The 13,019-nt window shown below is 61.7% G+C and carries 15 protein-coding genes; 4 read left to right on the top strand and 11 right to left on the bottom strand.

What is annotated here, in order from left to right:
• Positions 1-64: 64 nt before the first annotated feature.
• The 3 genes from DQW77_RS07035 to DQW77_RS07045 are packed head-to-tail and all read left to right on the top strand — an operon-like array spanning position 65 to position 2,227.
• Positions 65-1,414, top strand: coding sequence for a selenium-binding family protein (locus DQW77_RS07035; RefSeq protein ID WP_113257479.1), 1,350 nt, complete (start codon positions 65-67; stop codon positions 1,412-1,414).
• Positions 1,411-1,776, top strand: coding sequence for a 2Fe-2S iron-sulfur cluster-binding protein (locus DQW77_RS07040; RefSeq protein WP_113257480.1), 366 nt, complete (start codon positions 1,411-1,413; stop codon positions 1,774-1,776). Before DQW77_RS07035 ends, DQW77_RS07040 begins: the two co-directional genes overlap by 4 nt.
• Before the next feature lies 1 nt (position 1,777).
• A complete protein-coding gene (locus DQW77_RS07045) occupies positions 1,778-2,227 on the top strand; it encodes a CoA-binding protein (RefSeq protein WP_113257481.1) in 450 nt (149 codons plus the stop codon).
• A gap of 109 nt (positions 2,228-2,336) precedes the next feature.
• Here the strand turns inward: DQW77_RS07045 and DQW77_RS07050 are convergent, their stop codons facing one another.
• The 11 genes from DQW77_RS07050 to DQW77_RS07100 form a co-directional block, all read right to left on the bottom strand.
• Positions 2,337-3,641 (bottom strand): FAD-binding oxidoreductase, encoded by a 1,305-nt coding sequence (locus DQW77_RS07050; protein ID WP_113257482.1) that lies wholly within the window; start codon positions 3,639-3,641, stop codon positions 2,337-2,339.
• 64 nt (positions 3,642-3,705) lie between these two features.
• Positions 3,706-5,064 carry a glutamine synthetase family protein gene (locus DQW77_RS07055; RefSeq protein ID WP_113257483.1) on the bottom strand — a complete coding sequence of 453 codons (1,359 nt, stop codon included), beginning with the start codon at positions 5,062-5,064 and terminating at the stop codon, positions 3,706-3,708.
• Entirely contained in the window at positions 5,061-5,741 is a 681-nt protein-coding gene (locus DQW77_RS07060) for a type 1 glutamine amidotransferase (protein WP_113257484.1), read from the bottom strand. Before DQW77_RS07060 ends, DQW77_RS07055 begins: the two co-directional genes overlap by 4 nt.
• A gap of 96 nt (positions 5,742-5,837) precedes the next feature.
• Positions 5,838-7,154: a glutamine synthetase family protein gene (locus DQW77_RS07065; protein WP_113257485.1), complete on the bottom strand. Its 1,317-nt coding sequence runs from the start codon at positions 7,152-7,154 to the stop codon at positions 5,838-5,840.
• A gap of 139 nt (positions 7,155-7,293) precedes the next feature.
• Positions 7,294-8,100 carry an ABC transporter permease gene (locus DQW77_RS07070; protein ID WP_113257486.1) on the bottom strand — a complete coding sequence of 269 codons (807 nt, stop codon included), beginning with the start codon at positions 8,098-8,100 and terminating at the stop codon, positions 7,294-7,296.
• Positions 8,100-8,984, bottom strand: coding sequence for an ABC transporter permease (locus DQW77_RS07075; protein WP_113257487.1), 885 nt, complete (start codon positions 8,982-8,984; stop codon positions 8,100-8,102). The genes DQW77_RS07070 and DQW77_RS07075 overlap by 1 nt, the downstream gene beginning before the upstream one ends.
• An 80-nt stretch (positions 8,985-9,064) precedes the next feature.
• Positions 9,065-9,784, bottom strand: a complete 720-nt coding sequence (locus DQW77_RS07080) for a transporter substrate-binding domain-containing protein (protein ID WP_113257488.1) — start codon at positions 9,782-9,784, stop codon at positions 9,065-9,067.
• Positions 9,785-9,816: 32 nt separating this feature from the next.
• The gene (locus DQW77_RS07085) at positions 9,817-10,593 is read right to left on the bottom strand and encodes an ABC transporter ATP-binding protein (protein WP_113257489.1); all 777 of its coding nucleotides are present in this window, start codon (positions 10,591-10,593) and stop codon (positions 9,817-9,819) included.
• 140 nt (positions 10,594-10,733) lie between these two features.
• Positions 10,734-11,468, bottom strand: a complete 735-nt coding sequence (locus tag DQW77_RS07090) for a phosphate/phosphite/phosphonate ABC transporter substrate-binding protein (RefSeq protein ID WP_113257490.1) — start codon at positions 11,466-11,468, stop codon at positions 10,734-10,736.
• Positions 11,465-11,905 (bottom strand): TerB family tellurite resistance protein, encoded by a 441-nt coding sequence (locus tag DQW77_RS07095; protein WP_113257491.1) that lies wholly within the window; start codon positions 11,903-11,905, stop codon positions 11,465-11,467. The genes DQW77_RS07090 and DQW77_RS07095 overlap by 4 nt, the downstream gene beginning before the upstream one ends.
• A gap of 38 nt (positions 11,906-11,943) precedes the next feature.
• Positions 11,944-12,381 carry a TerB family tellurite resistance protein gene (locus tag DQW77_RS07100; protein ID WP_113257492.1) on the bottom strand — a complete coding sequence of 146 codons (438 nt, stop codon included), beginning with the start codon at positions 12,379-12,381 and terminating at the stop codon, positions 11,944-11,946.
• A gap of 162 nt (positions 12,382-12,543) precedes the next feature.
• On the opposite strand from DQW77_RS07100, the gene DQW77_RS07105 reads away from it, so the two are divergent.
• Positions 12,544-13,005, top strand: a complete 462-nt coding sequence (locus DQW77_RS07105) for a hypothetical protein (RefSeq protein ID WP_113257493.1) — start codon at positions 12,544-12,546, stop codon at positions 13,003-13,005.
• The last annotated feature ends 14 nt before the right edge of the window (positions 13,006-13,019 follow it).

A 13,019-nucleotide genomic window follows, 5' to 3' on the forward strand; every position in this document is an offset into this window, starting at 1 on the left:
TCTCAGTTAATGAATCGCGCTATCAGAAGTCAATGATGTTGAGCCGGACAGGGAGGAGACATTTATGGAATGTTGCGGACCGGGCTATGCCAGCCCTGCGGAGGCGATCAGGGCGCCGCGGGAAAAGTTGCTTTACACGATCGCGATCTATACCGGCACCGGCATACAGAAGCCGGATTACCTTGCCACCGTGGATGTCGATCCCGAGAGCCCGACCTACAGCCAGGTGATCCACCGCCTCGAAATGCCGGGCATCGGGGATGAACTGCATCACATGGGCTGGAACGCCTGCTCTTCCTGCTTTGACGATTCCAGCATGGCACGCAAATACCTGCTCCTGCCGGGTGTGCGGTCAAACAACATCCACGTGGTCGACACCGCCACCGACCCGCGCGCGCCGCGCCTTCACAAGGTGATCGACGGCGCCGAGATCAAGGCCAAGGCCGATCTGTCGGGGCCGCATACCGTGCATTGCCTCGGATCGGAAATCATCATTTCCTTTCTCGGTGACGCCAAGGGCGAGGCGCCGGGCGGCTACCTGCATCTCAACAAGGATTTCGAGATCGTGGGCCGCTGGGAGAACTCGATGGGCGACATCAAGTTCGGCTATGATTTCTGGTACCAGCCCCGCCACAACATCATGGTGTCGTCGGAATGGGCCGCGCCCAACACTTTCATGCCGGGCTTTGACCTCGAAGAGGTGGGGCACCTGAAATACGGGCGCGAACTGCATTTCTGGGATTTCGAGAAGCGCGAACCCATCCAGTCCATGTATCTGGGCGAGGACGGGCTTATCCCGTTGGAAGTGAAGTTTCACCACGATCCCGACAGCACCCACGGCTTTTGCTGTGCCGCGCTCAGCACCAACGTCATCCATTGGTGGAAGGACGAGTCGGGCGAATGGCAATGGGAAAAGATCATCGACGTGGCCAACGAGCCGCATCCCGAATGGCCCATCCCGGTGCCGGGGGTGATGTCGGCGCTGCTGGTGTCGATGGATGACCGCTTCCTTTATATCAACAACTGGCTGCACGGCGACATGCGCCAGTATGACATTACCGACCCGCACAATCCCAAGCTTACCGGGCAGGTCTGGATGGGCGGGCTGCTGGGCCGCGCGCCGGTCGTGAACGGCGTCGAGATGGCTGGCGGGCCGCAGATGTTCCAGCTCAGCCTCGACGGGCGGCGCCTTTATGTCACCACGTCGCTTTTTTCGACATGGGACAACCAGTTCTACCCGGCAATCCGCGAGAAGGGCGGTGTGATGGTGATGATCGACTGCGACCCGGAGAACGGCGGTATGACCCTCAACCCCGATTTCATCGTCGATTTCGGGCAGGAGCCCAACGGCCCTTCCCGCTGCCACGAGGCGCGTTATCCGGGCGGCGACTGCACGAGCGATATCTGGCTATGACCACGCGGACCGTCACCATCGCCAATCGCGGCGGCGCCACCTACGAGGTCGAGGCGCGCCGCCCGCTGCTCGATGCCCTGCGCGAGCAAGGCGTCGACCTGCCCTATGGCTGCAAGTACGGCGGTTGCATCACCTGCGCGGCAAAGCTAGTCGAGGGCGAAGTCGATCAACGGCGGCAGGTCGCGCTCAACAACCGGCAGATCGCGGCGGGCTATGTCATCCTCTGCGTGGCACGCCCGGTCACTGACATCACCCTGAACATCGGCGTCGAGAGCCATGACCGGCTCTATCGCAACCCTTTCCTCGACCCGCTGGACCCGCACGAGCTGAAACCCGATATCGCCATCCCCAAGGAGCCCTGAGATGGACCACACCCAGCCCTATTCCGATGCCTATCTGCAAGGTATCCTGTCTTCCGTGAAGACCATTGCCATGGTGGGCGCGAGCCCTGACAAGACCAAGTTCAGCTACGGCGTTCTGCGGGTGCTGGATGAGACGGGCTATGACATGATCCCCGTGAACCCGCGTCCGGGGCTTGAAGAGATCCGGGGTATCAAAGTCTATCCCAGCCTCGACAGCATCGACCGGCCCGTTGACATGGTGCAGGTGTTTCGCCGGGCCGAGGACCTCATGGGCGTGGCCGAGGAGGCCATCGCCATCGGGGCGAAGGTGCTCTGGGGACAGATCGGCGTCGTCGACCACGAGGCGGCACGTCGCGCCGAGGCGGCGGGGATGAAGGTCGTGATGGACCGCTGCCCTAAGATCGAGCTTTTTCGGCCTTTCTGGAAACCCAAGCTGCACCTGGAAATCTGAACGCCCGGAACGTGGTTCTTCACGGTTGCGCTGTCGATCGCGCCGCCCTCCGAATGCCGGAGGTTGGGGATCGGCCGGGCCCTGAGCCGGCGAAAAGACCGGTGAAACGTCAGATGCCCAGTCGGTCGCGCATGGCGAACCACGTCATTGCGAGCACAAGTAAAGGGCTCCTCAAGGCCGTGCCACCGGGAAACGGCGGTGCGGGTACCCGCGCCATGGTGTCAAAACCTTCGGTTTCGCCGCGGATCGCATCCGCGATGAGCTTGCCGGCGTGGGTTGCCGTCCCGACGCCGTGACCGGAATATCCCGATGCCGAAAGAACATTCGGCGCCAGCCGTGCCAGAAATGGCATCCGTTTCATGGTGATTCCGAGCGTCCCGCCCCAAGCGTATTCGATCCGCGTGTCCCTGAGGTGGGGAAAGATCTGCAACATGGGTTTGCGGACCACTGCGGCGATGTCCGCCGGGAAGCGGTAGCCATAACTTTCCCCCCCTCCAAACAGCAACCGCCGGTCATGGCTCAGGCGGAAATAGTTGATCACGAATTTCGTATCCGCGACGGCAACATCCCTTGTCAGGACCTTTGCCGCTTCATCCCCCAATGGCTCGGTGGCCGCGATGAAATTGTTGATCGGCATGACCCGGGCGGCGACGCGCCGGTCAAGACCGCCCAGATATCCGTTGCACGCCAGGATCACGTGATCCGCACTGACACGGCCGCGATCCGTGGCAACGACAGCCGGGCGGCCCTTGTCGATGCGGTGAACCTGCGTGGTTTCGAAGATCCGGACGCCGGCGTCGCGGGCCGCCCGGGCAAGCCCGAGCGCATAGGCCAGCGGATGCAGGTGCGCCGCCCCCGTGTCGAGCGTGCCACCGTGATAGGCGCGAGAGGGGCAGACCCCGGCGAATTCATCACGGTCCAGCGTCGTGATCTGATCATAGCCGTATCGGTCGGCCAGATGTTTGGCCGTGTCGTGTTCCGCGCGCATCTCTGCGGCGGTGAAGCAGGCATGTGCGATACCGGGCTTCAGGTGACAGTCGATTTCATGACGCGCGATCAGGGATTTGACCAGCGCCTTGGCGTCTTCGGCAAGGGCCCAGAGCTTCGTCGCGTCGTCGTGACCCATCAGGCGCTCAAGGGACGGCTGTTCCATCCGTTGCCCGCTGCCAAGCTGTCCGCCATTGCGCCCCGATGCGCCGAACCCGACCCTGTGTGCTTCGAACAACGCCACGTCCAGGCCGGCTTCGGCAAGGTGCAGCGCGGCGGACAAGCCGGTATATCCCGCCCCGATCACGCACACATCCGCGCGCGTCTCACCTTCGAGCGGCGCAAATCGGTCCATTGGTTCGGTTGTGGCGGCGTACCAGCTTTGTGGATATTGGCCGGGTCGATCGTTGGAATGGAGAAGGTTCATCTTATCAGCCCGTAAACGTTTACCCTTCGGAAGGGAGGCATGGGAGCACCGGCGCGCGCCGCGATCACACGTTGAGAAGCAGATGCTCGCGTTCCCACGGGCTGATGACCTGCAGGAATTCCTCGTACTCCGCCCGTTTGACGATCGAGTAGACACGCGCAAATTCCGGTCCGAGGATCTCGTGCAGGTCTTCAGCGGCATCGAACATGTCCAGTGCCGAACCCAGTACGCGGGGGATGTCCCCCTCGCCGGCATAGGCATCTCCCTTGAACTGTGGTTCGGGCCGTATGCCGCCCCGCAGCCCAAGCAGCCCGCACGCAAGGCTGGCGGCAATACCCAGATAGGGGTTGCAATCCATGCCGGCGAGGCGGTTTTCGACCCGCCGCGCTTCAGGGCTGGAGATCGGTATGCGGATACCGGTTGTGCGGTTGTCCCGCGCCCATGCCAGGTTGATCGGGGCGGCGTGATCCTTGACGTAGCGGCGATAGGAATTGACGTAAGGGGCCAGCACCGCGATTGCCGAGGGCAGGTGCTGTTGCAGTCCTCCGATGAAATGGAAGAACGCCTCCGTTTCACCGCCCTGCGGGCCGACAAAGACGTTCTTGCCCGATCCGGTGTCCAGCAACGAATGGTGAATATGCATGGAGCTGCCCGGCTCGTCCTCGATCGGCTTGGCCATGAAGGTGGCAAAGCAATCATGGCGCAGCGCCGCCTCGCGGATCAGACGTTTGAAATAGAACACCTCGTCGGCCAGCTTGATGGGATCGCCGTGCCGCAGGTTGATCTCGAGCTGGCCGGCGCCGCCCTCCTGGGTGATGCCGTCGATTTCAAAACCCTGAGCTTCGGCAAAATCGTAGATGTCGTCGATCACCGGCCCGAACTCGTCCACCGCGGTCATCGAGTACGCCTGTCGCGCGGCAGCCGGACGTCCCGACCGGCCCATCATGGGCGCGATCTCCTGGGCGGGGTCGGTGTTGCGCGCCACCAGGAAGAATTCCATTTCCGGCGCGATCACCGGTGCAAGTCCGCGCTCGTGGTAAAGGTCGACCACACGGCGCAGTACGTTGCGCGGCGAGAACGGGGTTGGCTTGCCATCGCCGTCATTCGCGTCGTGAATCACCTGCAATGTCCAGTCCCCGGTCCAGGGGGCAGCCGTGGTCGTGCTCATGTCCGGCGTCAGGATCATGTCCTGCTCGATGAAGCCCTCTTCGCCCGCGGCTTCGCCCCAGCCCCCTGTAATGGTCTGGTAGAAAATCGAATCGGGAAGATGAAACCGTTTCTGTTTGGCGAACTTGGAGGCCGGCACGGCCTTGCCGCGCGCGATTCCCGGCAGATCCGAGATGATGCATTCCACTTCGTCGAGGTGGCGGCCTTCGAGATAGGCACGCGCCGCCTCCGGCAGACTGTCTTTCCAGTCGGTCATTTGGTGCTCCTGTCGAAGACGGCCGCCATGTGATCGGCCATCCTGTTGCTGTCGAGGGGGGTGTCCAGGGTGGCCATCGCCTGTTTGATCTGCTGATCGGGAACGATGCCGGGGGCGCGGTGCTTGAGGAGAAAATCCAGTGCCCGGGAATCGTATTCCGGATGCGCCTGGACCGTGAGCGTGCTGTCGCCAAGGCGCAGCGCCGCATAGGCGCAGAAATCGTTGTGCCCTATCACCTCGGCGTCCGCCGGTAGCCTGGTCACCTGGTCCTGATGCCAGGCGTTCAAGGCGATGCTGGCGCCTTCGAACTGATAGACCTGAGGCCCGACGGCCCAACCGCCGGCGAATTTTTCGACCGTGCCGCCAAGCGCCTGGGCGATGATCTGATGACCGAAGCACACACCCACAAGCGGTTGCTCCCGGACCTGGATTTCGCGGATGAGGTCTTCAAGCGGGGGGATCCAGGCGTGATCCTCGTAGGCGCCATGTTTCGACCCGGTGATCAGCCAGCCATCCGCGGCCGCGGCACTGTCGGGAACCTCGTTGTCGACCACGTTCCATGTTTCGAAATCGTATCCGCGGCCCGAGAGCAGGTCCACGAACATGGAGTCGTAATCCCCGAGCTTGTCTTTCATCTCGGGCACCGCGTGGCCCGTCAGCAGGATACCGATCTTCATGGTTTTTCGCCGTGATAAGTGAAAATTTGATCAAATTAAGGCTATCGAACTGCGCGACTTCCGGCAAGGCCATTCTGGCGGCCCTGAGCGGGGCGGTCAAACCGTATCCAGATAGGTCTTCCAGTGGTCATCCGCCGGACTGTTCCGCATCATGAGAAGTTCCTGGCGCTTGGTCATGACAAGGTTGCGCACCAGCATCGGCGGAAAGATCCGTGCAATCCACGGATCGGCTTCGAACCGGTCGATCGCGGTTTCCCAATCGCCTGCAAGTGCGGGCAGATCGGCCTGGTAGGCATTTCCGGTGATGGGAGGTGGCGGTTCCAGATCGCTGTCTATTCCGGAAATTGCCGCCCCCAGTACAGCGGCGAAGATCAGATAGGGATTGATATCGCCGCCGGCGACGCGGTGTTCGATGCGGCGTGCCGCCGGCGTCCCGCCGGGGATGCGAATGGCCACTGTCCGGTTTTCGTATCCCCACCCCGCGCCCGTCGGGGCATGGGCACCGGGCACAAGTCGGTCGTAACTGTTGGCATGCGGTGCAAAGACAAGCGTGGACCCCGGCATTGCCGCGAGACAACCCGCGACAGCCGCCCGGAGGATTCCGGTTCCTTGCGGTCCGCCGTCATCGAATACGTTGGCACCGGTCTTGTCGAGCACCGAGAAATGGATATGCATCCCGTTTCCGGCATCGTCGGCAAAGGGTTTCGCCATGAATGTGGCGGCGAAACCGTGTTTTCGGGCGAGTCCCCGGATGAGTGTCTTGAACACCCATGTGTCATCGGCGGCTCGCAGTGCGTCCTGATGATGCAGCGTCACTTCAAACTGTCCGGCCCCGGATTCGGACGTGGTCGTTTGCGCATTGATCCCCATGGACGCGCACCCTTCATAGAGCGATGTCAGAAAGGGATCGAACGCATCCAGTTGCGCCATTGCAAGGATGTCGCAGGTCTCGACCGGTCGCCCGGATCTCGGATCGCGTACCGGGTTGAGGCTCTGACCCTGATCATCCACAAGAGTGAATTCCAGTTCGGTGGCCGCCATGACACGCCAGCCGCGCGCGGCATATCTGTCAAGAACGGCCTCGAGGGCGTGGCGCGGATCACCATCGAACCGCGTGCCGTCTTCCATCCACATGCTCATCGGAACCAGTGGCTGTGGACAATCCAGCCACGGCAATAGCATGGGCTCACGTCCGGTCGGGTAGAGGATTCCATCGGCATCGCCAGTCTCGAATACCAGAGGACTGCCTTCGATGTCGGCGCCGGTTATGTCGAGGTTGAGGGCCGAAAGCGGCATGCGCACCGCACCGTCCCCCAGCTTGGCAGCATATGACCGCGGAACCCGCTTGCCGCGCATCTGCCCGTTCAGATCGCTCGCGGCGACACGGAATGTGGGGAAATCTGACAGGTCCATGGCGCGCCTCGGTGCGGTTTCCGGCAAAGATAATGAAATCGGGAAGGGGGCGCCACTGTAATTTGATCAAAATATCGCTGGCCGGTTGCCCTGCCCGACACGCGCGGATCGTTCAATATCCTGATTGCCGTCCGCGGTATCACCGGATCACATTCATGCGCAGGCGGAGGCGGCTGCGGGCTTCCTGCGGGAGATGCCGGTTGAGCCTGCGGTTGATCGCGCCGAAAATACCGATCAGCACCAGCGTGAGCAGGATGAAGTACCCGGCGAGGATCGGGTAGGGCACAAAAGGGTTGAAGGTCTTGTCGGCAAAGTAACTCGCGTAATAAAGCGCATCGCCCTTTTGCCGCCAGGCGGGAAAACCGCTGAAGTAGACAAGTGTCGTGGCGTGGAACAGGAAAATCGCCTCATTGGTGTAGGCCGGCCAGGCAAGTCGCAGCATGGTTGGCCAGATGATGCGCCGGAAACGCGGCCAGCCCGAGAAACCGTAGGCGTCCGCAGCTTCCACATCGCCCTTGGGGATGGAGCGAAGGGCACCGTAGAATATCTCACCGGAATAGGCCGCCGTGTTGAGGAAAAGCACGATCAATGCACCCAGCCACGCCGATGTGAAGGGGTCGAAGATCGGATGAACCGATTTCAATGACAGAAACAGGAAGTAGGCGAAGAAGAACTGGATGAAGAGCGGTGATCCCCGGAAAACGAATATGAACCATTCCGAGGTCTTGCGGATCACCCGGTTGCCGGACCCTTTGCCGACGGCCACGGCGGTGGCGAGGAAAAACCCCGTCAGGAGCGCCAGAGCCCCGAAATAGACATTCCAGATCAGCCCGGATCCGATCAGGGTAAACTGCTCGCAAAGCGTGAAATTTTCGCGTGGCAGCAACCTCTCGCCGATCCCGAGCGACCGCAGGCCATAATCCTGTATCGTTTGCCAGCAACTCATCAGGCACCCGCCCGGCGTTGGGCTTCGCCGCCCGTGGTTGACTGACCACGCGAAAGCCGGACCATCAGCCTTTCAAGAAAGACCTCGGAAACCCGCGTGAATCCGAGATAGAAGACCAGAAGCGCCAGAAAATACCACATTCGCCAGTCGCCATGCGGGTAGTCGGTGAAGCGCGGGTTGGCGGTTCCGCCCAGTTCCCGCGCCCAGTAGACGATATCTTCGACCCCGAGCAGGAACAGAAGCGGCGTGGCCTTGATCAGCACCATCCAAAGGTTGCTCAGTCCCGGAAGCGCATAAACCCACATTTGCGGAACCAGGATACGCCGGAAGATCTGGCGCCGGGACATGCCGTATGCCTCGGCGGTTTCAAGTTGCGCACGCGGGACAGCGCGCATGGCGCCAAACAGGACATTTGCAGCGAAGGCGCCAAAGACGATCGCGAAGGTGAGGACGGCAACAAAAAAGCCGTAGGTTTCATGAACCCACTGCGGGGCGTTGCCCAGAGGCAACTTGGCCGCCTGGCAGACGACGAAGTCGTTGCCCTGCCGGATCGGCTGATCCCAATCCGGGCAAAGAATCTGATGCCGCGTCCACTCGAACGCCTGATCGAGCGCGATGACGAAGAAAAGAAAGAAGGCGATATCGGGCACGCCACGCACCAACGAGATATAGATCTTTCCCAGCCAGCTTATGGGCCAGATCCGCGACCGTGCCGCCGCGGCGCCGCAAAATCCGAAAATCAGCGCCGCCGGTGCCGTGATGGCCAGCAAAAGAAGGACCGTGCCGAAGGAAACATAGAAATTCGCGTGCTTGCCGGTCGTCAGGTAGCAGGCAAGCCATCTGAAACTGTCCAGTGTTTCGGGGTCGGCACAGAAGGAGAAGATGGCGGTCTACCTCCGGGCAGGGCAAGCGGTGCCGGGTTTCGGGGTCAGGGGCGGGCCGTCCGGCCCGCCCGTATTTCTTATCAGAAGGTCGAGGCGACTTCCCACTTCCTGATCAGTTCGTTCAGGCTGCCATCGTCCTTCATGGACTGGATCGCCGCGTCGAAGGTTTCGCGCAACTCCGGGTCGGATTCGCGCAGCCCCATGCCAACGCCACCGCCGATTGCTTCCTCGCGGTCGAGCAACATCAGGTCAGCTTCTTCCGCGGCGATCGGGGCAAGGTAGGACTTGTCCGCGAGGACCGCATCGGCCTCGCCATTGCGCACCGCGGCAATGGTTTCCTCGGGCGTCGCGAACTCGACCAGGGTCCACCCCTTCTCGGCAATGAAACCGGCCTGAATGGTGTTGGCCTGTGCCGCGATGACGGCGTCATCAAGAGGGACATCCATCGAAAGCGCCAGATAGGCGGAAGGATCGGGCGGCGTGTAGTTCTGGGTGAAGTCGATGACTTCGTCACGCTCTTCCGTGATCGACATGCCCGCGATGATGACGTCGTAGTTTCCGGACACGAGGTTGGGAATGATGGAGTCCCAGTCGTTCTTGACCCACTCGCAGGTCAGGTCGGCCCGCTCGCACAGTTCGTCGCCAAGCTCGCGCTCGAAGCCGTCGATCTCACCCTCGTCATTGATGAAGTTCCAGGGCGCATAGGCGCCTTCGGTGCCAAGGCGCACGGTGTCGTCCTGTGCCAAGGCCATCCCGGCACCGAGTGCGAGTGCCGCAGTGCTCATGATTATCTTCTTCATGAATAATTTCTCCCTAGTCTGGTTGCGTTTGTTCAGGCGGCCATTGTGGAGCTGAGGAACTGCTTCAGCCGCTCTGATTTGGGCGCCCCGAACAGATCCGCCGGTGCGCCTTCTTCCTCGATCAGACCCTGATGAAGGAACACGACATGATTGCTGACATCCGAAGCCATCTTCATGTCATGTGTCACGATCATCATGGTCCTTCCTTCCGTGGCGAGATCCTTGATGACACGCACGACCTCCTGTTCCAGTTCAGGATCCAGTGCCGAGGTCGGCTCGTCAAAGAGCAGCGCCTCGGGTTCCATCGCCAGGGCCCGCGCAATCGCGGCGCGCTGTTGCTGTCCGCCGGAAAGTTGCGCCGGATAGACATCATGCTTGTCCGATATTCCGACCTTTTCCAGGTAAGCATGGGCGGATTTTTCGGCGTCCGCCTTGTCCCGTCCCAGAACCGTCACGGGCGCTTCCATCACGTTCTGCAGAATCGTCATGTGCGCCCAGAGGTTGAACTGCTGAAAAACCATTGAAAGGTTGGTGCGGATACGCAGTACCTGCTTGGGATCAGCCGGATGGCGGCCTTGGCCGCTGCCGCGCCAAAGCACGGGCTCTCCCTTGAATACGATTTCGCCTTGCTGGCTGTCTTCCAGAAGGTTGGCGCAGCGCAGGATCGTCGACTTGCCCGATCCCGACGACCCGATCAGCGATACGACGTCGCCCTTGCGTGCCGTGATGTCCACGCCCTTTATGACCTCAAGCGCACCATATGCCTTGTGAAGGTTGCGGATTTCGATGACGGCGTTCTGATCGGGCAATGTCTGTCCGTGGTTTTGCGGTTTCTTTTCGTCCCGTAAATAGGACTGAAAAAATGGCACAATGCAACTTCCAAAACGAGGAATTGGCGCGTTTGGCGTCCGATCTGTCGATCATCGGCCACGAAACGGGCGCGGAACGCTCAAGGTGCCGGCGGAGTTGGCACCTCGAGATACCGTGCGGCCGGGATATCCACGATCCCGTGCAGGCAGAGTGATTTCCTGTGGATCGGTGACAACGCCCCGATCGCATCACCAAGCGCGGTCCGGATCGTGTCCGCCCTGTTTCCCGGCGCGGTGATGAAGGGCAGGGCAGGCGTGGGCGCGGTCCGGTCGATCACCCTCAGGTCGGCGCAGAACGCGTCATGCCGTTGTGCCAGGGTCCAGGTGACGACATCCAGCGCGGCAATGTCGGCCCGCCCTTCGGCGACTGCTTGGGCCGATTCCACGTGTCCGCCGGTTTCCAGTGTGTTTGAAAACCCGAATCCGAGCCCCCGTGCATGGTTCTGCGGTGCGGCCCACCCGCTTTGCGACAGCGCGTTATTGTATGCCAGGACGGCATCGGCAAAATCCCTAAGGTTCTGGCGAGGATCGCCGCGCCGGACCACGAACACGCTGAAGTAGTGCCCGGCGGGACACTCGGACAGGTCGTGAACCGGTGTCGCCACCAGCATTACCTTGCCGTGCAAACGGGCGCGATACGGATAGCCACAAGTCTGCGCCAGGACCAGATCGCGGCTTTGCCATGCGTCCCAAAGACCCGTGCCTCGGGATAGCTTTTCGGGGCCGTATCCCAATCGGTTGCGGACCTCCTGCCATAGTGAATCGTTCGCCGCCCGTGTTTCGGGGCGGTCATACATCGGTAGCAGGGCGATCATTCGCGGCCTGTCATGCGCTTGCGCGCGATGGCACTGTCGCGGTCACTGACGCCGAGAAGGTTGGCGGCCATCCGCAACAGCGCGTCCTCGTGATGATCGCGGACACCATCCGCAAGGACGACCTGCCACAGCGCTTCGATGACACCGACGCGGTCCTCGTAAGGCACGGCATCCTTGATCGCGCGTGTGAACCGGACCGTGTCGGGTGCCTCTCCCTCGATCACCTCTGCCTCGCGTCGCAGGGTCTTGGCATCTTCATGGGACAGCCCGAAGCGACTTTGCAGGATGCTGTCGATAAGCGCAATCTCGTCGGGGGCGTAATGACCGTCGGTGCGCGCCACCCGCACCAAGAGGGCACTGAGCGCACGCCGCGAATCCAGCGGGCTTAGTTCGGGGGGATCCGGCTGGATGAGGCGGGACAGGAAGTCTGCAAACATGTCCGAGATATAGGCCTTACAGGTCCCCGCGCCAATGGCTAATTGCCGGTCGCACGGGCGCGTGCCGCCTCGCTGTCGTGATGTGACAGCCCGAGTGCTTCGCGCGCCTCCTCGACAACCTGCATTTCCGCGCCATCCTCGACCCCGTCGGCTTCAACCACCTCCCACAGCGCCTCCAGCGCGTCGCGCCGGGCTTCGAACGTAACGGTTTCACGGATAAGATGAGCGAAACGGTCCGTGCCCGGCGCCTGCGCCTCGAGCCGCTCGCAGGTTGCCCGCATCTTTGCCGCCTCGATCGGCTTGAGGCCGTTGAGCCGCGCCAGAATGCGGTCTATGCGGCTGATTTCCTCGACCTGATAGGTCCTGTCCGATTTCGCCACCCGGACCATCAGCGCGCCGAGAGCGAGATTTGCATCCGGTTCGGGAAGCGGAGCGGGGCGCGGAGCACGGAAGTGGTTCAGAATCCGGGACAGCATGGGATGACAATAGGCATCCCGCGGCGGTGTTGACAAAGGAATTTCTCGAGGCTTGTCCACAGCCGTGTCGGCCCGGCCATCCGCTTGCCACAATTGCTCCGCAAAATCTTCGCGATCCGGGGTCACGCTCACTCCACCAGGGGATGGAAACGGAGAGCCGTCATGAAGAGCATGGGCGGGCTTGGTCGGGTCTGCGCGGATACGCAGGACCGCCTTGAACGGGTGCGGAAAACGAGCCCGGCCGAACAGAGAGAATTCGCCCGCGGCTGTGACTGGAGTCCGGGCACGACGGATGTGCTGGGGTGGATCATGGCGCAGCGGCACGTGGACCTGACCACGGCGGTATGTGTGTTCCTCAACGGTCAACCAGAGAGATTCAACTACTTTTCAAAACGTGATGTGCCCGAAGGGTTCGCAGCGGAGTGCCGGCTTCTGGACAACATATGCCAGCGTATCAATTGCGGCTTCTATCTGCCCGGCACCTCACCCGGACCGGAATTGATGGCGCGGGTCCGATCGTGGATGGCGGCTCAGGCCGAGGATCGCGCAGAAGCAAAGCGCGGCCGGTGGGTGCTCAGCGATGAGATACTCATGCCGGTCCTCGGATGTGACGAAGACGCCTGAGGGGCCAGGTGGCC

Source organism: Roseovarius sp. TE539, from assembly GCF_003298505.1.
GTDB lineage: Bacteria > Pseudomonadota > Alphaproteobacteria > Rhodobacterales > Rhodobacteraceae > Roseovarius.

Bases quoted from the DNA above. Each gene is read 5' to 3' on its own strand.
- DQW77_RS07080 (WP_113257488.1), bottom strand. From the start codon at position 9,784: ATGAAGAAGATAATCATGAGCACTGCGGCACTCGCACTCGGTGCCGGG.
- DQW77_RS07060 (WP_113257484.1), bottom strand. From the start codon at position 5,741: ATGAAGATCGGTATCCTGCTGACGGGCCACGCGGTGCCCGAGATGAAA.
- DQW77_RS07070 (WP_113257486.1), bottom strand. From the start codon at position 8,100: ATGAGTTGCTGGCAAACGATACAGGATTATGGCCTGCGGTCGCTCGGG.
- DQW77_RS07050 (WP_113257482.1), bottom strand. From the start codon at position 3,641: ATGAACCTTCTCCATTCCAACGATCGACCCGGCCAATATCCACAAAGC.
- DQW77_RS07035 (WP_113257479.1), top strand. From the start codon at position 65: ATGGAATGTTGCGGACCGGGCTATGCCAGCCCTGCGGAGGCGATCAGG.
- DQW77_RS07090 (WP_113257490.1), bottom strand. From the start codon at position 11,468: ATGATCGCCCTGCTACCGATGTATGACCGCCCCGAAACACGGGCGGCG.
- DQW77_RS07055 (WP_113257483.1), bottom strand. From the start codon at position 5,064: ATGACCGACTGGAAAGACAGTCTGCCGGAGGCGGCGCGTGCCTATCTC.
- DQW77_RS07045 (WP_113257481.1), top strand. From the start codon at position 1,778: ATGGACCACACCCAGCCCTATTCCGATGCCTATCTGCAAGGTATCCTG.
- DQW77_RS07040 (WP_113257480.1), top strand. From the start codon at position 1,411: ATGACCACGCGGACCGTCACCATCGCCAATCGCGGCGGCGCCACCTAC.
- DQW77_RS07065 (WP_113257485.1), bottom strand. From the start codon at position 7,154: ATGGACCTGTCAGATTTCCCCACATTCCGTGTCGCCGCGAGCGATCTG.
- DQW77_RS07100 (WP_113257492.1), bottom strand. From the start codon at position 12,381: ATGCTGTCCCGGATTCTGAACCACTTCCGTGCTCCGCGCCCCGCTCCG.
- DQW77_RS07105 (WP_113257493.1), top strand. From the start codon at position 12,544: ATGAAGAGCATGGGCGGGCTTGGTCGGGTCTGCGCGGATACGCAGGAC.
- DQW77_RS07095 (WP_113257491.1), bottom strand. From the start codon at position 11,905: ATGTTTGCAGACTTCCTGTCCCGCCTCATCCAGCCGGATCCCCCCGAA.